The sequence below is a fragment of the Afipia felis ATCC 53690 genome, from assembly GCF_000314735.2.
GTDB classification, from domain to species: Bacteria; Pseudomonadota; Alphaproteobacteria; order Rhizobiales; family Xanthobacteraceae; genus Afipia; species Afipia felis.
In genome coordinates this window covers 203,375-223,451 of sequence record NZ_KB375270.1, presented here as the reverse complement: position 1 = coordinate 223,451, position 20,077 = coordinate 203,375, and the positions used below count along the sequence as shown (strand labels likewise).

General features: G+C 62.8%; 27 protein-coding genes and 1 tRNA gene. 9 read left to right on the top strand and 19 right to left on the bottom strand.

Going from position 1 to position 20,077, the window contains the following annotated elements:
* Positions 1-13 precede the first annotated feature (13 nt).
* Positions 14-817, bottom strand: coding sequence for a rhomboid family intramembrane serine protease (locus HMPREF9697_RS01150; RefSeq protein ID WP_002715310.1), 804 nt, complete (start codon positions 815-817; stop codon positions 14-16).
* Positions 818-1,329: 512 nt separating this feature from the next.
* On the opposite strand from HMPREF9697_RS01150, the gene HMPREF9697_RS01145 reads away from it, so the two are divergent.
* The gene (locus HMPREF9697_RS01145; RefSeq protein ID WP_040308067.1) at positions 1,330-1,887 is read left to right on the top strand and encodes a PAS domain-containing protein; all 558 of its coding nucleotides are present in this window, start codon (positions 1,330-1,332) and stop codon (positions 1,885-1,887) included.
* A 44-nt stretch (positions 1,888-1,931) separates the two neighbouring features.
* On the opposite strand, the gene HMPREF9697_RS01140 is transcribed toward HMPREF9697_RS01145, so the two are convergent.
* Positions 1,932-2,507 carry a YdeI/OmpD-associated family protein gene (locus HMPREF9697_RS01140; RefSeq protein WP_040307760.1) on the bottom strand — a complete coding sequence of 192 codons (576 nt, stop codon included), beginning with the start codon at positions 2,505-2,507 and terminating at the stop codon, positions 1,932-1,934.
* 169 nt (positions 2,508-2,676) lie between these two features.
* On the opposite strand from HMPREF9697_RS01140, the gene HMPREF9697_RS01135 reads away from it, so the two are divergent.
* Positions 2,677-3,291, top strand: a complete 615-nt coding sequence (locus tag HMPREF9697_RS01135) for a PilZ domain-containing protein (protein WP_002715307.1) — start codon at positions 2,677-2,679, stop codon at positions 3,289-3,291.
* A 14-nt stretch (positions 3,292-3,305) separates the two neighbouring features.
* On the opposite strand, the gene HMPREF9697_RS01130 is transcribed toward HMPREF9697_RS01135, so the two are convergent.
* Both HMPREF9697_RS01130 and HMPREF9697_RS01125 read right to left on the bottom strand, forming a co-directional pair.
* Entirely contained in the window at positions 3,306-3,836 is a 531-nt protein-coding gene (locus HMPREF9697_RS01130) for a GDSL-type esterase/lipase family protein (RefSeq protein WP_002715306.1), read from the bottom strand.
* A gap of 58 nt (positions 3,837-3,894) precedes the next feature.
* The gene (locus HMPREF9697_RS01125) at positions 3,895-4,230 is read right to left on the bottom strand and encodes a carboxymuconolactone decarboxylase family protein (protein ID WP_002715305.1); all 336 of its coding nucleotides are present in this window, start codon (positions 4,228-4,230) and stop codon (positions 3,895-3,897) included.
* 548 nt (positions 4,231-4,778) lie between these two features.
* Between HMPREF9697_RS01125 and HMPREF9697_RS01120 the strand changes: the two genes are divergently transcribed.
* Together HMPREF9697_RS01120 and HMPREF9697_RS01115 are read left to right on the top strand one after the other, a co-directional pair.
* Positions 4,779-5,426, top strand: a complete 648-nt coding sequence (locus tag HMPREF9697_RS01120) for a transglutaminase-like cysteine peptidase (RefSeq protein WP_002715304.1) — start codon at positions 4,779-4,781, stop codon at positions 5,424-5,426.
* 221 nt (positions 5,427-5,647) lie between these two features.
* On the top strand, positions 5,648-6,829 hold the full coding sequence (locus HMPREF9697_RS01115; protein WP_002715303.1) for a glycosyltransferase family 9 protein: 1,182 nt from the start codon (positions 5,648-5,650) through the stop codon (positions 6,827-6,829).
* 22 nt (positions 6,830-6,851) lie between these two features.
* On the opposite strand, the gene HMPREF9697_RS01110 is transcribed toward HMPREF9697_RS01115, so the two are convergent.
* Positions 6,852-7,382, bottom strand: coding sequence for a gamma carbonic anhydrase family protein (locus HMPREF9697_RS01110; RefSeq protein ID WP_002715302.1), 531 nt, complete (start codon positions 7,380-7,382; stop codon positions 6,852-6,854).
* Positions 7,383-7,455: 73 nt separating this feature from the next.
* Positions 7,456-7,785: a DUF6949 family protein gene (locus tag HMPREF9697_RS01105; RefSeq protein ID WP_002715301.1), complete on the bottom strand. Its 330-nt coding sequence runs from the start codon at positions 7,783-7,785 to the stop codon at positions 7,456-7,458.
* A gap of 229 nt (positions 7,786-8,014) precedes the next feature.
* Between HMPREF9697_RS01105 and HMPREF9697_RS01100 the strand changes: the two genes are divergently transcribed.
* Entirely contained in the window at positions 8,015-8,719 is a 705-nt protein-coding gene (locus HMPREF9697_RS01100) for a hypothetical protein (RefSeq protein WP_002715300.1), read from the top strand.
* A gap of 61 nt (positions 8,720-8,780) precedes the next feature.
* On the opposite strand, the gene HMPREF9697_RS01095 is transcribed toward HMPREF9697_RS01100, so the two are convergent.
* The 4 genes from HMPREF9697_RS01095 to HMPREF9697_RS01080 form a co-directional block, all read right to left on the bottom strand.
* Positions 8,781-8,999, bottom strand: a complete 219-nt coding sequence (locus HMPREF9697_RS01095) for a DUF3126 family protein (RefSeq protein WP_002715299.1) — start codon at positions 8,997-8,999, stop codon at positions 8,781-8,783.
* 133 nt (positions 9,000-9,132) lie between these two features.
* Positions 9,133-9,957, bottom strand: coding sequence for a serine O-acetyltransferase (gene cysE, locus HMPREF9697_RS01090; RefSeq protein ID WP_002715298.1), 825 nt, complete (start codon positions 9,955-9,957; stop codon positions 9,133-9,135).
* 96 nt (positions 9,958-10,053) lie between these two features.
* Positions 10,054-10,806, bottom strand: a complete 753-nt coding sequence (locus HMPREF9697_RS01085) for an alpha/beta fold hydrolase (RefSeq protein ID WP_002715297.1) — start codon at positions 10,804-10,806, stop codon at positions 10,054-10,056.
* A gap of 83 nt (positions 10,807-10,889) precedes the next feature.
* Positions 10,890-12,020, bottom strand: coding sequence for a hypothetical protein (locus HMPREF9697_RS01080; protein WP_040308066.1), 1,131 nt, complete (start codon positions 12,018-12,020; stop codon positions 10,890-10,892).
* A gap of 310 nt (positions 12,021-12,330) precedes the next feature.
* Here HMPREF9697_RS01080 and HMPREF9697_RS01075 point away from each other — a divergent pair, with 310 nt between their 5' ends.
* Together HMPREF9697_RS01075 and HMPREF9697_RS01070 are read left to right on the top strand one after the other, a co-directional pair.
* Positions 12,331-12,576, top strand: a complete 246-nt coding sequence (locus HMPREF9697_RS01075; protein WP_002715295.1) for a zinc-finger domain-containing protein — start codon at positions 12,331-12,333, stop codon at positions 12,574-12,576.
* Positions 12,577-12,582: 6 nt separating this feature from the next.
* On the top strand, positions 12,583-13,764 hold the full coding sequence (locus tag HMPREF9697_RS01070; protein WP_002715294.1) for an FAD-dependent monooxygenase: 1,182 nt from the start codon (positions 12,583-12,585) through the stop codon (positions 13,762-13,764).
* Positions 13,765-13,768: 4 nt separating this feature from the next.
* On the opposite strand, the gene HMPREF9697_RS01065 is transcribed toward HMPREF9697_RS01070, so the two are convergent.
* The 8 genes from HMPREF9697_RS01065 to HMPREF9697_RS21615 form a co-directional block, all read right to left on the bottom strand.
* On the bottom strand, positions 13,769-14,143 hold the full coding sequence (locus HMPREF9697_RS01065) for a hypothetical protein (protein ID WP_002715293.1): 375 nt from the start codon (positions 14,141-14,143) through the stop codon (positions 13,769-13,771).
* 52 nt (positions 14,144-14,195) lie between these two features.
* Positions 14,196-14,795: a GNAT family N-acetyltransferase gene (locus HMPREF9697_RS01060; protein ID WP_002715292.1), complete on the bottom strand. Its 600-nt coding sequence runs from the start codon at positions 14,793-14,795 to the stop codon at positions 14,196-14,198.
* On the bottom strand, positions 14,779-15,588 hold the full coding sequence (locus HMPREF9697_RS01055) for a glycosyltransferase family 25 protein (protein WP_244600265.1): 810 nt from the start codon (positions 15,586-15,588) through the stop codon (positions 14,779-14,781). The genes HMPREF9697_RS01060 and HMPREF9697_RS01055 overlap by 17 nt, the downstream gene beginning before the upstream one ends.
* A 1-nt stretch (position 15,589) precedes the next feature.
* Positions 15,590-15,676, bottom strand: a tRNA-Leu gene (locus HMPREF9697_RS01050).
* Positions 15,677-15,771: 95 nt separating this feature from the next.
* Positions 15,772-16,035, bottom strand: coding sequence for a PilZ domain-containing protein (locus HMPREF9697_RS01045; protein WP_002715290.1), 264 nt, complete (start codon positions 16,033-16,035; stop codon positions 15,772-15,774).
* A gap of 173 nt (positions 16,036-16,208) precedes the next feature.
* The gene (gpt, locus tag HMPREF9697_RS01040) at positions 16,209-16,712 is read right to left on the bottom strand and encodes a xanthine phosphoribosyltransferase (protein ID WP_002715289.1); all 504 of its coding nucleotides are present in this window, start codon (positions 16,710-16,712) and stop codon (positions 16,209-16,211) included.
* A 30-nt stretch (positions 16,713-16,742) separates the two neighbouring features.
* Positions 16,743-17,489, bottom strand: a complete 747-nt coding sequence (locus HMPREF9697_RS01035; RefSeq protein WP_002715288.1) for a competence/damage-inducible protein A — start codon at positions 17,487-17,489, stop codon at positions 16,743-16,745.
* On the bottom strand, positions 17,486-17,617 hold the full coding sequence (locus HMPREF9697_RS21615; RefSeq protein ID WP_283804937.1) for a hypothetical protein: 132 nt from the start codon (positions 17,615-17,617) through the stop codon (positions 17,486-17,488). The genes HMPREF9697_RS01035 and HMPREF9697_RS21615 overlap by 4 nt, the downstream gene beginning before the upstream one ends.
* A gap of 91 nt (positions 17,618-17,708) precedes the next feature.
* On the opposite strand from HMPREF9697_RS21615, the gene HMPREF9697_RS01030 reads away from it, so the two are divergent.
* Together HMPREF9697_RS01030 and HMPREF9697_RS01025 are read left to right on the top strand one after the other, a co-directional pair.
* Positions 17,709-18,455 carry a proteasome-type protease gene (locus HMPREF9697_RS01030; RefSeq protein ID WP_002715287.1) on the top strand — a complete coding sequence of 249 codons (747 nt, stop codon included), beginning with the start codon at positions 17,709-17,711 and terminating at the stop codon, positions 18,453-18,455.
* A 102-nt stretch (positions 18,456-18,557) separates the two neighbouring features.
* A complete protein-coding gene (locus HMPREF9697_RS01025; protein ID WP_002715286.1) occupies positions 18,558-19,310 on the top strand; it encodes an SDR family oxidoreductase in 753 nt (250 codons plus the stop codon).
* A 32-nt stretch (positions 19,311-19,342) separates the two neighbouring features.
* Here the strand turns inward: HMPREF9697_RS01025 and HMPREF9697_RS01020 are convergent, their stop codons facing one another.
* On the bottom strand, positions 19,343-20,071 hold the full coding sequence (locus HMPREF9697_RS01020) for an ArsR/SmtB family transcription factor (protein WP_002715285.1): 729 nt from the start codon (positions 20,069-20,071) through the stop codon (positions 19,343-19,345).
* Between the last annotated feature and the right edge of the window lie 6 nt (positions 20,072-20,077).

Here is a 20,077-nt window from a genome sequence, read left to right as displayed (position 1 = left end):
AAGAAAAATCGAATCAGACGTCGCGGGAGGAAAGATTTTCCTCCGGTGAAATATCGGACGGTGACAATTCCGGCCTATCCTCGTTGCCGCCGCGTGGCACCGGATCGAACAACGAGAACAGCAAAAGACCGGCCAGGAAACCGCCGACATGGGCCTGCCATGCGATACTTTGTCCCTGTGTGCCGATCTCGATAGCACCAAGGCCGGTGACGAGGTTCAATACGAACCAGACGCCGAGGAAGGCAAGCACCCTGCCGTTGCGCAGCGCGCGCGACAAAGGCAGCGCGGGGATGCGCGCGGCCGCGTCGGCATCCGGGGTGCGACGAAATGACAGGAAGCTGCCGCGCTGAAACGCGAAGCGCAGCGAGGCCGCCATGGTTCCGGACACGGCGGCAGATGCGCCGATCATCGGCGCAAGCTCATGCGCATGTGTCAGCAGGTGCGCCAGCGCCCCCGCCACCGAGGTGATGGCCAGAAAGATGAAAAACCGCACGCCACCGAAGCGGCGCGCCAGCGCGCTGCCGAACGGCAGCATCCACAGCATGTTGAAGCCGATATGCGCGAGATCGGCATGCAGCAGCGAATAGGTGACGAAGCTCCAGACGCTCGCGCCGATTCCGCCCGGAATCTGCTCGGCCATCAGCGTCGCCTCGTAGCGCGCAGGCACGAAACCGAACGTCCAGATGATCTCCTGATCCCACGCCAGCGGCAGCAGTGCCCGCACAGCATGAATCCCGAACAGGATCACGAGCAAAAGCGTCATCGGACGCGGCAGCGTCAGGATCGGTTCGCGAGAGCGTTCGGGAGGTGCCAGCAAGGATCTGATCCGCGTCGCCGCCCGGACGAGGAATGGATCGGGCAGCCAGCCTCTGAGATACGGCTTTTGCGCCGCAGCGCAAGCGGCCCGTATCCATCCGGGGATGAAAAAGCCGCAATCCGGCCAAGGGAGAAATGAAAAAGGGAGGACCGGACAGGTCCTCCCTTGATCGATGACAGCCTTTCGCGAAGGAAATCCCCACCCCTCCCCGCGCGATGGCCCGTCTTATAGCCACCCGTTATTCAACTTGTATTCGACCGTCTGGACCCGGCGGCGTCTCTTGGGAAAAGCCGTCGCCGTATGGAGTAGATGCATACTACCCGGTTCCCTCGCGGCCTCAACTTCATAGTTAAATTAATCTTAACGCGACAATTCCGGCCTTAACCCGCCCGGATCGCCCCTTCGGCATGGACGCTGCACGGATCCTTGCGCACAACAGCAAAGGGGCCGCGCAACGTGCGGACACGGGACAGACCTGTCCCACGTCTGGACTTGCCGGGTGGGTGATTAAATTGAAGCATCCGTCGAACCGGGAATTCTTCGCATACTGGGACAAGGCCCGTGGCACATCGGCGGCCCCGGACCGCAGTAACCTTGCGCCCGAACCGGTGCGCAGCCTGCTCGGCGATATTTTCGTGCTCGCCTACGATCCCGCCGCCGGATATCCGTTCCGTGTCGCTGGCACCCGGATTTGCGCGCGGCTCGGCCGCGACGTGAAGGGCGAAAGCTTCTCGGCGCTGTTCACCGGCGAAGCGCATCAGGAGATCGAAGACCTGCTCGGCATCGTGGCCGAGGAAACGATGCCGACAGTCGCGGGCGTCACCGCCGCGACGAGCGAAGGCGGCCTTGTCCATTTCGAACTGCTGCTTCTGCCCTTCAGCCATCGCGCCCACACGCCGCTCAGCCTCACAGGCCAGATGGCCGCGCTCACCGACGCGCCGGGCACCCTGACCCGCTTCGGTCTGACCTCCTGGCGCCATCTCGAACCCGAAATGCAGCCGCGCGGTCCCCGCATCCTGCGCAAGATGGAAATCGCGCGCGGCTTCATGGTCTATGAGGGCCTGCGGTAGGCGCGCCTGCAACCGCCATCACCTTCCGGCCCGGTCGCTTCGCTTCAGTGGAAGCGCTCACCGCGATCAAGCTGAGCGAGGATTTGCGCCAGTCTCTTGGCGCGTGTCTCGGGACGCTTCGCCGTGTGAAGCCGGTAGTAGATCGAATAGAGATTCTTGCGATCCAGCGTCAGGAAGAACGCCTTGGCGGCCGGCATCATCTCCAGAGCATCCAGGAAGTCTTGCGGGATGGTCATGGCCGCCGAGCCTGCGTAGGCGCTCTCCCATCGGCCGTCAGCCTTCGCAGCCTCGACATGGACCAATCCGGCAGGCGTCATCCGCCCTTCCGCGATGAGCTTCATCGCATGCTCGCGGTTCTTGGCTGACCAATTCGACTTTGGCTTCCTTGGCGTCAGGCGCTGCAAAAACGAAGTCTCGTCGAGTGGCAGCTTCTGTCCATCGATCCAACCGAAGCGGATCGCTTCGATCACGCAATCAGTCCACGTCACCGACCGCCTGCCGGATCCCGCCCTGAAGATGTGCACCCAAAGTTCGCTGCTGCGCTGGTGGTGACTCACCAGCCACTCGCCGAGCCCTGCAGCATCCTGAAATGCAATCGGCTTCCGGTCGTTCTTGGCCATCCCTTGGGTTAGCAAAACCGGCAACATGCCGGAAGGGAACTGGCCAGGAGAACTGGCCAAGCCATCGCCCCCGTCTTCAGCGGCCTCCGGGCGCTGCGCCCGCCCAAAACTAACTCCGCATTAACCCTGACGCCCCTATGGTTTGCTCTTACCGTGTCCGGGCGTGGCGATGGCGTTGGTGCAGAGAAGACTTCAGCCACAGGCTGAGGAACGGCGGCGTTTCCAGCGGGTGAAGATTCACCTGCTCGGCCGCTATATGCTCGCCGACCGCCGCGAGTATCCCTGTCAGGCCATCAACATGTCCCCCGGCGGCCTCGCGCTGCTGGCACCCGGCATCGGCAATATCGGCGAGCGGGTTGTCGCCTATCTCGATCATATCGGCCGCGTCGAAGGCAAGATCACCCGCCTGCTCGACAACGGCTTCGCCATGACGGTGAGCGCCACGCCGCGCAAGCGCGAGAAGCTCGCAGCCCAGCTTACCTGGCTCGCCAACCGCGAAATCCTTAATCTGCCCGAAGATCGCCGCCACGATCGTATCGTGCCGCGCAACGCGCTGGGCTGGCTCAAGCTTGCAGGCGGCGGCGAGATGCAGTGCCGCATCATCGACCTGTCGCTCTCCGGCGCGGCGCTGTCCGGCCAGGTGCGGCCGGAGGTCGGCAGCCACGTCATGCTCGGCCGGGTTGCCGCGCGCGTTGTCCGTCATCTCGAGGAAGGCTTCGCCATCGAGTTCAATCACCCGCAGGTGCTTGAGACCGTCGAGGACAACGTTACCGCGCGCGACTAAAGCGCGAGACCTCCCTACCTTCCACGTGCAGCTGCGATCACCTGGGGTGCAAGCCAAGCCGCGAACGCCGCGTGTCCCTGCGCGTTGAAATGCTGGCCGTCGGGGTCGCGCGCACTTTTCGGCGCGATCTGGCCGAGATTGCCAAGCATGATCACCTTGATATGGCGGGCGGCGAGCCGGTGCCTGATCTCGGCGATATTGCCTTGCCGCGCGGCACCCTCTCCGCGCCGCGCATCGTTGCCGCCCGGCTGGAGGATCACGATCGTCGTTCCGTTCGGCACCGCGGAGTTCAACCGCGCCAGCATTCCGCCCGTGGTGTCGCCGGGAATTCCCGCGTTGGTGACGCGCGCGCTCAAACCTTTCGCCGCGAGCAGTCTCTGAAGCTGCGCCGGGTAGGCTTGCGACGACGGCACGCCTCCGTTGGTACGGCCCCGTCCCGACCCGTACGTGTTGCTCGCCCCCAGCGCGACGATATTCACCTCCGCAGCCTGCACGGCGCACGTAAACAGCGCAGCCAGGGCAATTCCCAGAGCCCAGCGTTTCATAGGACAGCTCCTTTGCCGTCCCAAACGCTACGCCTCGCCGAAAAAGCCGTAAAGGCGTTCAGCCGGCGGCGGCTTTCGCTTCCTCAAGAGCAAGGGCCGAATGGGCATAGGCACCGCCAGCCCGCATTTCCGCCGCGACCCAGATCGCCTCCATCAATTCCTGCTGCGTCGCCCCATGACGTAACGCCGCCTTGGTGTGCCCCTTGATGCAGTAAGGACATTGCGTGACGTGCGCCACGGCCACCGCGATGAGTTGCTTCATCTTCACCGGCAACGCGCCTTCGGCAAAAACCTTCTGACTGAAGGCCTGAAAGGCCGCCTCGGTCTCGGGGGTCAGTTCGCGGCGCATCTTCCCGTACTCACTGGTGATGGTCGGATACATTCCATCGGACATCGATATGTCTCCTTCACGGTTGTTCGGAAGCCGCATCGTAGATCACTGGCCTGAGGAAAGGGCGCAAAAATCATACATTTCCGATGCATTATTACGAGACTGCGACGTCCGGAGCGCCGTGCAGGGTCAACCTGCCGGGACCCGTCGGCAAGGCGGCCCACCGGCACTTTCGGACGCTCGCGGATGCGCCCTTTCCAGCTAGCGTCACCGCCGGGTAAAGCCACGCGGTTAGCGATTCCTCACCTTTCGGCTGGTTCGAAGCGTTGCTTCCCTCTTCGGGAGAGCGTTGTGGCCACTTTCAAGCCTCCTTCAAGCTCTCGCAAAAGCTCCGCGTGCCCGCACGATGCGTGAGAATTCAATCGCTTGAGGGGCGATCGATACAATTTGAATCAAATCCGGATAATTCAAATTTGAGCTTTATTTGAATCGACATTGATTCAAACAAGCCTTTGATTTGACGATCATTTCAGTCAATTGCCGCGACGTGATTTAGCCGCGGCGCAAAGCCTCGCTGCCACAGTGGTCCCAACAAAAAAACGGGGGCCACAATGGTTTCAATTCGTGGATGGGGCATGTGTCTGGCGATCTTCGCCGGGCTGACGGGTTTCTCAAATTCTTCGCAGGCTGCAAGCCGGGTCACGACTCCGGCCGCGCCGCAAAGTCACGTTCTCTATGCGAGCCTTGGCGACACGGCCCGCGCGCCGATCGGCTGGATCGAGTTCTGCGCCGAGAACGCCGCCGACTGTAAGGGCGGCGCCACGCAGGCCCGCGACATCGTCATGAGCCAGACCGCATGGAAGGATCTCGTGCGCGTCAATCGCTGGGTCAACGAGAACGTCAAGCCGATGACCGACATGGAGCATTGGGGCGTGGTCGAGAAGTGGTCCTATCCGAGCGACGGCTACGGCGACTGCGAAGATTACGTGCTGATGAAGCGCAAGATGCTGATCGATGCCGGCTGGCCGCGCGAGGCACTGCTCGTCACCGTGGTGCGCGATCGCAAGGGCGAAGGCCATGCCGTTCTGACGGTGAAGTCCGACAAGGGCGAATTCATCCTCGACAACCAGAACGAGGATGTCGTGGCCTGGACCGACACCGGCTACCGCTTTGTCAAACGCCAGTCGCAGACCGATCCGAATGTGTGGGTCTCGCTCGGCGACAACCGTCCGGCTGTCGTCACCGCAACATCGAACTGAGGTTTCCACTCGCGTCCCGGTCACATCCCCACCCCTCCCCGTCCGAGACCGGTTCGCGCGCGGCCAGCTTCTTCCCCGGAGGCTGGCCGCAACCTTTTTGACTCCTGTTCCGCAAGTTGTCTCCGGTCCTTCAGACAGGGCTTGAAGTCGGCCACGCAGGCATGCGAACCCTGTGACGATCTTCACATCATCGCAGACCATCGCCGCGCCGGACGACCCCGTTGCTCAAACTGTTTCGCAAACTCGCCAGGAACCAGCAGAAGCTCGATCTGATGATCGAGACCCGCCGCAGCCGCAAGCTGCCGCGCGACAAGGGCTCCGTCGTTGTTGTGCGGCTCGACGGCATCGGCGATTTCATCCTGTGGCTCGCCTGCGCCCGCGCCATCCGCGCGCGTTATCCGCGGCCGGATCATCGCATAACGCTGGTGGCGTCTTCCGCGTTCAGCGACCTCGCCGCTTCGACCGGCTTGTTCGACGAAGTGATGGCGATCAACAGCAAGCGCTATGTCGAGGACAACGCCTATAGCCGCGCCACGCTCCGGAATGTCGCGGCGTTGCGCGCGGAGGTCGCAATCAATCCGGGCATCTCGCGCGACCGTTATGGCGACCGCCTCGTTCTTGCGAGCGGCGCGACGACGCGCATCGGCGTGGACGGCGATCCCGAAGCGCAGACGGACAAGAAGCAGCGGCAGTCGGATCGCTGGTACACCGATCTGATCAAAATCACGCCCGGCATTCATGAGATCGAGGCCAATGCCATCGTCGCGCATTATTTCGATCCGTCCGCACCACCGTCACGACCGCGTCTCGACAGGAATCTCATCTCACGCCCGGACTGGCTGCCACGCGAGCCCTATTTCGTGGTGTTTCCCGGCAGCGCATCGGTGAAGAAGAAATGGCCGGCGGATCGCTTCGCCGCCATCCTCACGCGCCTGCAGCAGCGCACCGGCTGGATCGCGGTGATCTGCGGCACCAACGCGGAGAAGCCGGACGCGCAGGCGATCCTCGATCTTACCGGCCGTCACCGCATCATCGACGCCTGCGGCCGCACCGATCTCGGTGCACTCGCAGGCGTGTTGCGCGATGCCGAACTCCTGCTCTGCAACGACACGGGCGCGGCCCATATCGCGGCGGCGGTGGACTGTCCGGTCGTGGTGCCGTGCGGCGGCTATCACTACGGCCGCTTCCTGCCCTATCCGCAACTCAACGACGGCGAGTCGCCGGTGATGTTCACGGTGTTCGAGCAAATGCCGTGCTTCAACTGCAGCTGGAAATGCATCTACCCACGCGCAGCCGACGAGCCGCTCTATTGCGTGAGCCAGATCGGTGTCGAAGCCGTGTGGCAGGCGGTCGGCGAGGCGCTGGAGAGCAAGCCGCACGGCATCAGCGCCAACAAATCCTGACGCCGTAACCCCGTGCCCGCGATCAATCGATCTTCTTCAGACCCGCCTTGAAGCGCCTGCTGTTCTTGACGTAATGCGGCGCGGCGCGGGTCAGGCGCTTGACCTGTTCGTCATCCAGCGTCCGTATCACACGCGCGGGCGATCCCACGATCAGCGAGCGCTCGGGAAATTCCTTGCCCTCCGGCACCAGCGCGCCTGCGCCGACGACGCTCTCCTTGCCGATCTTCGCGCCGTTCATCACGATCGCGCCCATGCCGACCAGCGCACCATCGCCGATGGTGCAGCCGTGCAGGATGGCGTTGTGGCCGACCGAAACGTTCTTCCCCATGGTGATCGGAAAACCGGGATCGGTGTGGAAGGTGCAGTTGTCCTGAACACTCGAACCTTCGCCGATGTCGATCAGTTCGTTATCGCCACGGATCACGGTACCGAACCACACGCTGGCGCCCTTTTGCAGCCGAACGTTGCCGATCACCTGGGCGGAATCCGCGATGAAATAGTCGCCGTCAGCGGGAAGTTGCGGCCTGACGCCGTCGAGTTCGTAGGTAGCCATTCGTGTCTCCTTAGCGAGACGACCATGCCACGAACGGAAAATGGAAGCGAGGCCCGCAGCCTCGCGATGCGCTTTAAGCGACGATGCCGGTCGCCTGCAAAAACATCACGACACAGGTGCCGGACATCAGGCTCCAGATACCGGCAAGCACGGTCGCGATCATCACGAATGCGAAGCGGCGGTTCTCGATCCGCCGCCCGCGGATGGTGTTGCGCATGATGATGAAGGGTGCCGCGAACACGAGGAACGGCACGGTCACCACCGCGCGCGGGGCATCGCTTTTTTCCAGGAGGCCGAAACCGACGGGACGATCGACAAGGGCCTGATAGCCGCTCGACAGCGCGCCCGCGAAGGCAAATCCGATCATCAGGGCGAAGAAGGAATTCAGTGCATCCGGCGACATGGTGAGGCCTCACGCAATACGTGGTCTCCGCTTTCGCAGAACCTCGCCGCGGCCGCCACTTTATCCTTAAGAAAGGGTTAATTCCGCGCCACCCGTCCGACGCGGCAGATCCGCAAAAACGCCGTGTGAGGGCCTCCACAGGCCTCGCCATCGCCACACAAGCCGCCCTATGACATGACAATCCTCGCCGAGACATTTGCGATTCGAAACATTCTGGAACCCGCCTCTCATGGCTGCCCCTCTGCCGCCCCGCCGCCCCAAACGCCACAGCCCCTACCTTCCCGCCCTCGCCGCGATCGTGATCGGGTCGGCCGCCCTCGCCTCCGTGGTCTACCTGCTTCAGCCGACCTGGAGCCCGCGGCAACGTGGCAGCGATCCCGCCACCCTGCCGGTCACCATCGGCCAGACGCTGTTCAACGTGCCGACCGCTTCGATCCGGGTGAAACTGCAAAAACACGCCGGCCCGCAGGAACGCGTCGACATGTCGTTCCTCTATCCGTCGCTCGAGCCGCCGTCCGCGCAGAAGCATCTCACCGCCGCCGAGGTCGAGAGCGCCTCGAAGGTCGAGCCAATCGACCGGATTTTCGTCTCCCTGATCGCCCATCATGGCACGGTGTCGCCGGACGAGCGCACCAAGACGATCTATCCGCGCTATCTGGAATCCGACGCCTCGACGGTCGAGGATACGCTGATGGTGCAGACGTTCCGCACGGGCACCCCCTATGCGGGCGAAGACCTCTTCATGGCCGATGGCGCGAGTTTCACTGCGCGCTGCTCGCGCGACGCGCAGACGCCCGGCATGTGCCTGAGCGAACGGCGGATCGGCGATGCCGATCTTGACTTCCGCTTTCCGCGCGCGTGGCTGAAGCACTGGCGGGATGTCGCGGACGCGATGGACAAGCTCGCCGACCAGCTTCAGGGGCCGGGGAAGTAACCGCCCGCAAACGAAAATGGCCGGCATAGCCGGCCATCGCATCGTTTCATGATGAGAAAAATCAATCCTCTTCGACGAGGTCGTCCTCGAGGATCGCCATCTGGAACTGATAGGAGCGATCGTCGTCCTCGTCATCGACGAACAGCACGCCGATGAATTCCTCGCCGATGTAAACCTCGGCGGAGTCGTCTTTTTTCGGACGCGGTACGACGCGGATTTTCGGATTGCCGAACGTGCGCTTGAGATAAGCGTCGAGCTTTCTGACTTCGGTAACGTCCACGGCAGTCTCCAATGATGATTATGTCTGCCTCGCGCGCTTAAGCCTAGCGCGGAGCCTTCCGCACGCCAATAGCGCAGCGCGCGTCATGAGCCAATAGCGCAACGCGCATCTCGAAAAAAGAGCAGAGAAGACTTTACAGACCGGTCGTGTTGAGCATCTGGTCCATTGTGCGCGACGGCTCGGAACAGCCCGCCTCGCCCACGACACGCGCTGGAACACCTGCGACCGTGACGTTGTTCGGCACAGGTTTGACGACGACGGAGCCCGCCGCGATGCGCGCGCAATGCCCGATCTCGATATTGCCGAGAATCTTCGCACCTGCGCCGATCATCACGCCGCGACGGATTTTCGGATGGCGATCCTCGTTCTCCTTGCCGGTGCCGCCGAGCGTGACATCGTGCAGGATCGAGACATCGTCCTCGATCACCGCGGTCTCGCCGACGACAAATCCCGTCGCATGATCGAGGAAAATGCCGCGGCCGATCTGCGCCGCCGGATTGATGTCGGTCTGGAACACCGACGACGATTGGCTCTGGATGTAATAGGCGAAATCCTTGCGGCCCTGCTTGTAAAGCCAGTGCGCGAGGCGGTGCGCCTGAAGCGCGTGGAAGCCCTTGAAGTACAGAAGCGGATCGATGAAACGCGAGGTCGCCGGATCGCGGTCATAGACGGCGACAAGATCGGCGCGGAAGGCGTTGCCGATATCGGGATCGTCGCGCAGCGCTTCGCTGTAGGCCTGCCGGATCAGCCCCGCCGACATTGCATCATGATCGAGGCGCTCGGAAACGCGATGCACCACCGCAGCTTCCAGCCGGTCGTGATGTAGCACCGACGAATAGATGAAGGTTGCAAGCTCGGGCTCGCGGCGCGCGACCTCCTCGGCCTCGTCGCGAATTCGCGACCAGACCGGATCGACCGTCGAGAGGGCAGCTTTCGGATCGACGTGTGGCTTAGGCATGAGCAGCTTCCAGCTTTCAGGCTCCGGAGATTACCACATAATGAGACACGTCGAGGCTGCAATCCCGCCCTTGTGCCGACAGGGATAATATTCTTCTCAGCCCTGCCGGTCCAAAAAGGCCAATACGCCCTCTTTGTAAACACGATCACCCACGGCCCGCATGTGGTCGCGATCCGGGATGTCGAGCACTTCGGCGTGAGTCATGACCTGATGCAACTTTTCCGCCGAACCGCCGACATCGTCCTTGGTGCCGACGGCGATCAGCGTCGGCAACTTGATCGATGCCGCCTGCTCCGGCGTCAGCCATTGCCGCGAGCCGCGCAGGCACGCCACCAACGCGCGGCGGTCGGAGCGGGTCTGATCAGCGAAGGCGCGGAACATGCGGCCCATCGGGTCGGTCACGTCCTCGAGCGACGGCGCTTCCAACGCCAGCGCCACGTCCTCACCGGGACCACCGCCTTCGATCAGGCCATAGCCGAGGCCGCCGATGATCAGCGAACGGAGCCGCTCGGGATGATGAAGCGCCACCCTGCACGAAATGCGCGAGCCGAGCGAATAGCCCATGATGTCGGCGCGCTCGATGTTGAGGTGATCCATCAGCGCGCGCACGTCGCCCGCCATGATATCGAGCGAATACTCCGCGCGGTCGTAGAGTTTGCTTGATGCGCCATGCCCGCGATTGTCGAGCGCGACTACGCGCCGCCCCGCTTTGGTCAGCGCCGAGACCCAGCCGGGATAAACCCAGTTGACGCCCGCGGTCGAACCGAAGCCGTGAACGAGAAAGATGGGATCGCCCTCGCCTTCATCGATGTAAGCGATCTCGACGGAGCCGTTGTGGAAGCTCGGCATGACAAATTCCAGTGTAAGGGAACCAAACGGCCGCCGTTCTAACCGCGTCGCGGCAGCATTGCCAGTGCTTGACGGCCATCAATTTATGCAGATGAGGCCTGCGCTGACGCGATTGCACGGCTGGCTCTTTTGCGTTTGCGGCGGGCGAGCCACGCATATGTCAGCCGTTCGGTCGTGGATTTGATCGAGGCGAGAAAACCAGCGAGCGCGATGAGCGCGGCGAATACCCACCACGCGAGATTGAACGCGCCTGTCGCAAGCAGCAGCGCGCCGCGGCCGATCAGCTTGATGATCGCGCGTGTTTCCTTGCCCTTCGATTCCGCGAGCCTTGCCGCGCGCGCGACATCCTGCGGACCGTGGGCGATGCGCAGCACGTCGAGCGTACCCTTGGTGCCGATCTTCTCGCTGATCCGGCCGGTATCCTTGGCGAGACGCACAAGCGCGCCCGCTTTCTCCGCCTTGAACGCCGCCTTCAACGCACCGACGCTTTGCACCGGCCGCGTGAGCGAGGCGTTCTGAACGGCCTGCGTGAGCACGGGCGTATCGACCGCATTGCGGACCGCGCGTCCGGTCCACTCGGTCAGTCCCGCGCCGAGGCGTCCGACCTTGCGTGCATCCTTCACGAGCGTGAGCCCGGCCCGCAAGGGTGCCGCGCCCGCGACCGAAACATAGGTCGCCGCCGTCACCGCGATGCCGACGCTTGCGAGACCGAGCACAAGCCGGTCGGCATCCTCGCCCATCGCCAGCCGTTTGCCCTCGCGGACCACGTCGCGCACGTCGCCCAGCACGAACAGGTCTCCCGCCAAGGTGCCCGAGAGGCTCGCCCCGTCGTCGCCCTCGCCGGTCACAAGTCCGTGCACGAACCGCCCGGCCACCGCTTTCGTCGAATTATGCACGTTGAGCGCCGCCTGAACGCGCTCCTCCATATCCGGCGCGACGGGGATGTCTTTATGCCGCGCCAGGACAAGAAAACTATCGGCGAGTTCCGGATCGCCCGCGTCCAGCGCCTGCTGGATCTGCCGGGCAAGAGTCGTCGCCCGTGCACTGTTCTCGCCGGGCAGTGTTGATTCAATACGGATATCCGACAATTGCGCGGGATCGTCCTGCACCAGAAGCGTGGTGGCAGCCATGTGCGCCCGCGGCGCCAGCAGCCCGAATGCCGCGGCACAGAGGGCCGCGCATCCAATTGCCGCACTGGTTTTTCCATATTGCATGCACAAATCCGCGTTACGCCCGACCGTATAGCGATTTTGCGGCAGAAATTTCACCAGATGGAAGTCGTACACCGAAAGAAGAGCCCTCCGAAAGAAGGGCTTTCCGCAACAACAAATAGCGTATGGAGTCCTGTCCGGCGCCTACACCTCAGTTCGTCATTTTCTGTTGTGAATCTGCCGTTGTGCGCGTTGAACCATCTGGCTAACCGCGCGCACCGGAGATAATAGATTGCCGCGCTTGCTGAATAAAATCTGAAACCAAAACAAAACCGCTTCCGACTTCCGCACTGTAACTCCCAAGGTAAATCTCATGGCCGACCACATCGTTCCGCACTTCCACAATGGCCCTGGTGTGAGCGTCATCGAAATCGGCTCTCGGGAATTCATGTGCATCGGCGCCAACCCGCCGTTCGATCATCCCCACGTCTTCCTTGATCTCGGCAACGATGACGAGATCATCTGCCCGTACTGCTCGACGCTGTACCGCTTCGCGGGCGATCTCGCGCCCGGCGCCGCGCGTCCGGCGCAGTGCGTGGTGGAAGACAAGGTCGTCTGATCAGCCGTGACGTCCGCGCGCACGCTTGCCATAGCAGGCGCCGGCATCGGAGGCCTGACGGCTGCGCTAGCGCTCAACCGCATCGGCTACCGCATCATCCTGTTCGAACGCGAGGCCCATCTCGCGGAAACCGGCGCAGGCCTCCAGCTTTCGCCGAACGCCAGCCGCATCCTGATCGATCTCGGTCTTGAACAATCGTTGTCCGCGGCCGCGGTCGCGCCGGACGCCATCCGCATCATCAACGCACGCAGCGGCCGGGAAACCGCCCGCATTCCGCTCGGCGACAGCGTTCGCGCGCGTTACGGCGCGCCTTACTGGCTGCTGCATCGTCCCGACCTGCAGGCCGCCCTGCTGGCGAAAGTCGAAAGCACGCCAGGCATCGAATTACGCCTGGGCTGGCAATTCGAAGAGGTTTCACAGGACGCCAACGGTGTCGCCGTCATGCAGCGCCGCGGCATGTCACGCAGAGGGGATCACGCGCAGGCCCTGATCGGCGCCGATGGCGTCTGGTCCGCCGTGCGAAGCCAGGTGTTTCCGGATATCCGCGCGCAATTCACCCACCGCATCGCTTGGCGGGGGATGATCGACGCCGCACATGTGCCGGCCGGATTCGACCGGCACCGCGTACAGCTCCGGATGGGGTCCGATGCGCATCTCGTCGCCTACCCGATGGCGGACAGCGGCAAGGTCAACCTCGTCGCCATCGTCAACGATGAGTGGCGCAGGCCCGGCTGGAACGAGACCGGCGATGCCGCCGAGATCGCCCGGTATTTCGCAGCATGGCACGACGATGCACGCGCGATGATCGGAGCCGTCGCGAACTGGCGCAAATGGGCCTTGTTCGAGGTGCCCGTCAGCACATTCGCCAAAGATCGCGTCGCGATGCTCGGCGACGCCGCGCACGCGATGCTGCCGTTCGCCGCGCAAGGCGCCGCCATGGCGATCGAGGATGCGGCCGTGCTCGCGCGCTGCATCGAGACTCAGTCCGACGACCTGCCCGCCGCGTTCCTCCGGTACGAACACTTGCGACGCGACCGCGTTGAACGGGTGCAGCGCGCGTCACACCGCAACGGGCGGATCTATCACCTCAAGGGCGCGGCTGGTTTCGCGCGCGACAGCGCCATGCAGCTTCTCGGCGGTGCGCGGCTGCTCGCGCGGCTGGACTGGATTTACGGCTGGCGCGTGTAAAGGCTCAATGCCTTTTGTGATGCTTCTGCTTCGGTGCGGCGGGCGCAGCAGACTGCGCCGGCTTCTCCACCGGCAGCGGCCCGCAGTTCAGCTTCTGCCGGTTCTCTTCGATCTGCTCGAGTTCGCCGCGCGCCGTGACATATTCGCTCTGATACGCAAGACCTGACATCAGCGCACCCGCGAAGCCACTCTCCGCTTTCGCCATCAGACCCTTCAGTTCGGCGACGCGCGCGCCGACCTGTTGGTGCGCAGTGTTCAACTGATCGCAGTTGTAAAGCGCGTAATGAGAGGGGTCGACGAAGAAGCTCGCCGCCTGGGCGAAGCCGCATGAGCCGAGAAGAATGGCGGCGGCGAGATACAATTGAGCGCGATGAAGCATGCGTTCGAACATCCGGGATATCTTGAGTTGCCGCACCCTACCCGATGCGGCTTTACCCCGCCAGCCGGGCAAGGAGGTTGCTTTTCACCCCCGGCCATTCGCTGTCGAGAATGGAAAACATCACGGTATTGCGCACACGCCCGTCCGGCATGATCCGCTCGTTGCGCAGGATGCCCTCCTCCTTCGCACCGAGCCGCACAATCGCCGCGCGGGATTTCGCGTTCAGCTCATCGGTCTGGAATTGCACCCGCACGCAGTTCAACGTCTCGAACGCATAGGTCAGCATCAGGAGCTTCATCTCGGTGTTGACCGCGGTGCGCTGGTAGGAGGCCGAAATCCAGGTGTGACCGATCTCCACCGTGCGGTTGGCGCGGTCGAGCTTCCAGAACCGCGTCGAACCGATCGGCTCGCCGGTCGCAATATTCTCGATGACGTAGGGAATGACCGTGCCCGCCTTCGCGCCCTCCATCGCCGGCTTCATGTAGGCGGCGACCGTATCTGCCGACGGCACGAAGGTCACCCAGAGTGTCCACAGTTGCCCGTCGGAAGCCGCGCGCACCAGCGTGTGCGCGTCGTCATCACGCATCATGCGCAGGCGAACGTGGGAGCCAGTCAAATCGGGGGCCGTCATGGTGTCAGCTTTCAGATCCATCGAAACCGACCGCCATGCGCTGGCGGCCGCGCAGACGATGCCACAATTTGCGAAGTTCGTCCGCATAACGGCGGCGCTGCCGCGCAAATTCATCCTCACGGCGGAAACCGCTGCGCACGATGGTGCCGCCACCACCCTTCACTTCCAGCGCGGCGCCCTTCTCCTGCTCCGCCAGCGCGGGCAGCAACTGATAGATGACGAACCGTGACGGCTCGCCCACCGCGGCATCGAACAGGAACAGATCGACCGGCAGGCCGAACCGCTCCGTCATCGCGAGCAACCGCCGCGCCGCATCGCGCGACACGATATAAGCGCCCGCGCGGTAATGCGTGCTGCGCAGCCGTCCTAGTCTGAAGCCGGCCGTCACATCGCACAGCGGCATGTCAAGCCACACGCGGTTGTGGCCCTCCTCGATCTTGACGATCTCCGCGTCCGCCGGAATCCAGGACCGATCGGCAAGAAAATCCCGCAAACGCGGCGCCAGCAGCATGTCATCCTCGAACACGCAGCCATAAGGCGCTGGCCCGTCCGCGATTTGCTGCCAGCACGCGCGATGGCTGAGAAAGCATCCGATCTCGCTTGCAGTGAGCGGCAGCCACGCCTTATGCGGCACGCAGGCCGCCTTGCGCGCGGCATCGTTCAGCGTCTTGCCGTCGACAGCCGGGATACGGACAAAGTCCGCCCCGATCTCATCGAACCGCGCCTGCATCCTGACCAGACGATCAGGGCTGCGATCGAGATTGATGAGGTAGGCGGTGATCGACATGTGGTCCGGAATAGCAGCAACGGGCATTTGGTGCGGACGGCGGGAATCGAACCCGCACGACGTTGCCATCGAGGGATTTTAAGTCCCTTGCGTCTACCAATTCCGCCACGTCCGCGCGCTTTTCTTTTCAGTTACTTAGCGACGAAATGCAACCGGGTCCTTGAAAAACACTCCCGGCCCACGCTTCCACCGCCATAATGGAGAAGCCGGTCAATCAACCGGCATCGGGCTTTCCCAATCGAAGGCCACACCGATCCTGTAATCTTTCCGCCAAACTACATGGCAAAGCAGATGCAAGTCGTCCTCCGACACGAACATCACGAAGCTGTCAGGAATATTGATCTGGTTTTCGACCTCTATTGCCGCGCCGGTCGTCGATAGATTGCGAATGACGCAGGCAATGGCGTTCTTGCCGCTGCCGATCATGGCCGGTTTCGACACTCGGTAGCGTGGCGCATACCTTGTCTCGGTCATCGCATCAGACTCCCTGCACACCTCTTGGTGTCGGCACGGGTTGACCTGATACGGTAGGATGCTCCCGGTCGTTTAATTGTTCGCTAATAAATCGGTCACGCGCCGATGATCGGCCGGCCGGTTATGTGGCGAATGACCACAGCAACAATATTGTTGTCAGACGCGTGAAAACTTCACGCCGCGCCGTCGCGGATCGGTGGCTGGAACGACAGCCCGGTGTCCCAGGGGAAGAAAATCCAGGTGTCCTGCGAGACTTCGGTGATGAAGGTATCGACCAGCGGCTTGCCCATCGGCTTGGCGTAGACGGCGGCGATATGCGCCTTCGGCGCGATCTGGCGGACGACGCGCGCGGTCTTGCCGGTATCGACGAGATCGTCGACGATCAACAGGCCCTTGCCGCCCTCTCCGCCGACTTTCATGATCGCATCCGAGAGGCCTTTCAGAACCTGCATCTCGCCCTGCGTGGTGTGGTCGTAGCTCGCCACGCACAGCGTATCGATCACCCGCAGGCCGATCTCGCGCGCGACGATCGCCGCCGGCACGAGGCCGCCGCGCGTCACCGCCACCAGTGCCTGAAACGGACCCGCGCCGTTGAGCCGCCACGCCAGCGCACGGGCGTCGCGGTGAAACTGATCCCATGAAACGGGAAACGGTTTGCGCGCGGTTTCTTCACTCATCGTGCGACTCCGAATTTTACTTCGCGCCGTTTACTGCACCGGATTCTTCGAACCATGCAGCGTCGCCAGCATCGCTTTCACATCCGCCATCGCCGCGGCCAGCTTGTCCTGATCGCGCGAGCGCACCACGACATTGGTGTTCGGCTTTCCATCGTCGTCGATAAACGGATAGCTGCCGATGCTGGTGTCGGGATGCGCAGCCGCGATCTCGCGCAGCGGCGAGCCGATGTCGCCCTCCTTGGCGTCGGCGCGGACGGAATCGGACAGCATCCTGCGGCCAGTGCGCAGCTTCGGTGCGATGATGTCCATCATCGCCTGCATGATCGACGGCACGCCCGCCATCACGACGACGTTGCCGAGCTTGAATCCGGGCGCGAGAATGGTCGCGCTTTCGATCAGCTCCGCGCCGTCGGGAATCCGCGCCATCCGCAGCCGTGCCTCGTTGAGCGCATCGCCGAAGCGTTCCTTGAAGCGCGCCACCACGCTGGGATGGTGATCGATGCCGACGCCGAAAGCCTTTGCCACGCTGTCGGCGGTGATGTCGTCATGCGTCGGGCCGATGCCGCCGGTGGTGAATACATAATCGTAGCGCTCGCGCACCGCGTTGAGCGCCGCGACAATGTCGTCCTCGTCGTCGGCGACGATGCGGACCTCTTTCAGGTCGATGCCGAGATTGGTGAGATACTCGGCGATGAAGCCGATGTTCTTGTCCTTGGTCCGGCCGGAGAGAATTTCATCGCCGATCACCAGAATGCCGGCCGTGACGATCTCGGTCATTGTCGCGTCTCTTTCAGGCGGGCGGCGATTTCTTCGCTTGCGCGCGCCGGGAGGGGAGGAAATTCACAATTGTTCCAGCTCATGCATATCGCGCGGGCGGCGATCTCGCCACCATCAGTTTCGGTCATTCCACCTCCTTATCCGCCACACCGGCAGGACCGGCGGTTGCCCCCTTCCGCGACGTTGCGTAAAAATGGCACCGTGCATGCGGAGATCTGAATGACATATTGTTGCGGAATTCTGGTGAAACAGGGCCTCGTCATGGTGGCCGATACCCGCACCAATGCCGGGCTCGACAACATCTCCACCTTCCGCAAACTGCATATGTTCGAAAATCCCGGCGAACGCGTCATGGCCGTCGCCTCCGCCGGTAATCTTGCCATCAGCCAGTCGGTTCTCTCGACCCTCGCCGAAGGTGTCGAAAATCCCATCACCGGCGAGATCGAAACCCTGATGAATGCGCCGAGCCTGTTTCAGGCGGCACAACGCCTTGGCCGCGCCATTCGCAGTGTCAGCCGCACCGAGGGCGCGGCACTAATGGCCGAGGATATCAATTTCGATGTTTCGTTCCTGCTCGGCGGCCAGATCAAGGGCGAACGGATGCGCCTGTTCATGGTGTACCCCGCCGGCAATTTCATCGAATGCACCACCGACACGCCCTATCTCCAGGTCGGCGAGCACAAATACGGCAAGCCGGTGCTGGATCGCGCCATCACCTACGACGTCGAGTTATATGACGCGCTGAAGATCGCACTGATCTCGATGGATTCGACCATGCGCTCCAACCTCGGCGTCAGCCCGCCGATCGACATCATGGTGCTGCGGCCGGATGTCTGCGAAACCGAGCTCAATATGCGGATCGAGGACGACGACCCCTATTTTCGCGGTTTGCGCGCAAGATGGAGCGAGGCCCTGCGCGCGGCCCACCAGAGCATTCCACCGCCGCCTTATGGGCGGAAGAATTGAAATCCAGTGTCGCTCCCGCGAAAACTGGAGCCCAGCCTTTTTGAGAAAAAACAGATCCCCGCTTTCGCGGGGATGACATCATAAACATCGGGGAGGATCGTCATGTCGCACACCAAAGTCGCTCTCGTCACCGGCGCAAGCGCCGGCATCGGCAAGGCCAGCGCGCTCGCCCTTATCAAGGCGGGCTTCACGGTGGTGCTGACAGCACGCCGCAAGGACAAGCTCGACGAAGCCGCGGCCGAGGGAGCCAAGCTCGGCACATGTCTCGCTGTGCCCTCCGACATGACCGACCCGCAATCTATCGCCGCGTTGTTCGCGACCGTGAAGGAAAAATTCGGACGGCTCGATCTGCTGTTCAACAACGCAGGCGTCGGCGCGCCAGCGATGCCGCTGGAGGATCTGCCGTTCGACAAATGGCAGACGGTGGTTGCGACAAACCTCACCGCGCCGTTCCTGTGCACGCAGCATGCCTTCCGCATGATGAAGGAGCAGACCCCGCGCGGCGGCCGCATCATCAACAACGGATCGATCTCGGCGCATTCGCCGCGCCCGTTCACCGTCGCCTACACCGCGACCAAACACGCCATCACCGGCCTGACAAAATCGATCGCGCTCGACGGCCGCGCCTACGACATCGCGGGCGGACAGATCGACATCGGCAACGCCGCGACCGATCTCACCACGCGCATGGCCGACGGCATTTTGCAGCCGAACGGCGAGAAGATGGTCGAACCGCGCATGGACGTGCAGAACGTCGCCGACGCCATCGTGTTCATGGCAACGCGAACGCTGGACGCCAATGTGCTGTTCCTGAACGTGATGGCGACCAAGATGCCATTCGTCGGACGGGGATAATTCGCATCATTCGGAGCGCGCGGTGCAGGTTTTTAGAAACCGCGCGACGGCAGTGGCGTGCGCCAGTCCGACGGAAGATCGAATGTGCCGCTGAACCCAGCCTCTCCGGCCCGGGTGATGCGCAGAGCACGGCTTTCGTGCGTACGGCCGACCCAGCCTAGCGTAAGGGCCCGGTCAAGAAGGGCCGCGCCAAGACGGCCGGCGAAGTGCGGCCGACGCTCGCTCCAATCAAGGCAGGTCCGGCAAAGCGGGCGTTTGGAACGCTCCGCTTCATCAAGATCGATGCCGAAATCGCAGAAGAAGCGCTGGCCTTCCTCGGTCACAAGGCCAGCTCCATCCGCGAGCAACACATAGCCTTTGCCGGTCAAGGCATCCGCAAGGGCGATGGCGAGCCGGCCCGCCATATGATCGTAGCAGGTACGGGCAAGTCGCAGCGCCTCATCCTTCGGGCCAATTGGGCGATAACGCTTCGGTCCACTCGCCGCGACAGCCATCAGAGCATGAATAGCGTGCGCCACATCGGGCGAGGCAAGCCGATAGTAGCGATGCCGCCCTTGCTTCTCGACGGCAATCAATTGAGCTTCGGTCAGCTTGCCAAGATGGCCACTCGTGGTCTGGGCGCTAACACCGGCATGTCGCGCCAGTTCGCCCGCCGTCAATGCCTGTCCGCCCATCAACGCGGAAAGCATGTTGGCGCGCGCGGCATCCCCGATCAGGCTTGCCACCTCCGCAATCGTATTTCCCGAAGCGACGTTCGACATGGCTCC

Coding starts and splice junctions, on each gene's coding strand:
- HMPREF9697_RS01140 (WP_040307760.1), bottom strand. CDS start 2,507: ATGGCCAAGAACGACCGGAAGCCGATTGCATTTCAGGATGCTGCAGGG.
- HMPREF9697_RS01135 (WP_002715307.1), top strand. CDS start 2,677: ATGGCGTTGGTGCAGAGAAGACTTCAGCCACAGGCTGAGGAACGGCGG.
- HMPREF9697_RS01130 (WP_002715306.1), bottom strand. CDS start 3,836: ATGAAACGCTGGGCTCTGGGAATTGCCCTGGCTGCGCTGTTTACGTGC.
- HMPREF9697_RS01125 (WP_002715305.1), bottom strand. CDS start 4,230: ATGTCCGATGGAATGTATCCGACCATCACCAGTGAGTACGGGAAGATG.
- HMPREF9697_RS01120 (WP_002715304.1), top strand. CDS start 4,779: ATGGTTTCAATTCGTGGATGGGGCATGTGTCTGGCGATCTTCGCCGGG.
- HMPREF9697_RS01110 (WP_002715302.1), bottom strand. CDS start 7,382: ATGGCTACCTACGAACTCGACGGCGTCAGGCCGCAACTTCCCGCTGAC.
- HMPREF9697_RS01105 (WP_002715301.1), bottom strand. CDS start 7,785: ATGTCGCCGGATGCACTGAATTCCTTCTTCGCCCTGATGATCGGATTT.
- HMPREF9697_RS01100 (WP_002715300.1), top strand. CDS start 8,015: ATGGCTGCCCCTCTGCCGCCCCGCCGCCCCAAACGCCACAGCCCCTAC.
- cysE (WP_002715298.1), bottom strand. CDS start 9,957: ATGCCTAAGCCACACGTCGATCCGAAAGCTGCCCTCTCGACGGTCGAT.
- HMPREF9697_RS01085 (WP_002715297.1), bottom strand. CDS start 10,806: ATGCCGAGCTTCCACAACGGCTCCGTCGAGATCGCTTACATCGATGAA.
- HMPREF9697_RS01080 (WP_040308066.1), bottom strand. CDS start 12,020: ATGCAATATGGAAAAACCAGTGCGGCAATTGGATGCGCGGCCCTCTGT.
- HMPREF9697_RS01075 (WP_002715295.1), top strand. CDS start 12,331: ATGGCCGACCACATCGTTCCGCACTTCCACAATGGCCCTGGTGTGAGC.
- HMPREF9697_RS01065 (WP_002715293.1), bottom strand. CDS start 14,143: ATGCTTCATCGCGCTCAATTGTATCTCGCCGCCGCCATTCTTCTCGGC.
- HMPREF9697_RS01060 (WP_002715292.1), bottom strand. CDS start 14,795: ATGGATCTGAAAGCTGACACCATGACGGCCCCCGATTTGACTGGCTCC.
- HMPREF9697_RS01055 (WP_244600265.1), bottom strand. CDS start 15,588: ATGCCCGTTGCTGCTATTCCGGACCACATGTCGATCACCGCCTACCTC.
- HMPREF9697_RS01045 (WP_002715290.1), bottom strand. CDS start 16,035: ATGACCGAGACAAGGTATGCGCCACGCTACCGAGTGTCGAAACCGGCC.
- gpt (WP_002715289.1), bottom strand. CDS start 16,712: ATGAGTGAAGAAACCGCGCGCAAACCGTTTCCCGTTTCATGGGATCAG.
- HMPREF9697_RS01035 (WP_002715288.1), bottom strand. CDS start 17,489: ATGACCGAGATCGTCACGGCCGGCATTCTGGTGATCGGCGATGAAATT.
- HMPREF9697_RS21615 (WP_283804937.1), bottom strand. CDS start 17,617: ATGACCGAAACTGATGGTGGCGAGATCGCCGCCCGCGCGATATGCATG.
- HMPREF9697_RS01030 (WP_002715287.1), top strand. CDS start 17,709: ATGACATATTGTTGCGGAATTCTGGTGAAACAGGGCCTCGTCATGGTG.
- HMPREF9697_RS01025 (WP_002715286.1), top strand. CDS start 18,558: ATGTCGCACACCAAAGTCGCTCTCGTCACCGGCGCAAGCGCCGGCATC.
- HMPREF9697_RS01020 (WP_002715285.1), bottom strand. CDS start 20,071: ATGTCGAACGTCGCTTCGGGAAATACGATTGCGGAGGTGGCAAGCCTG.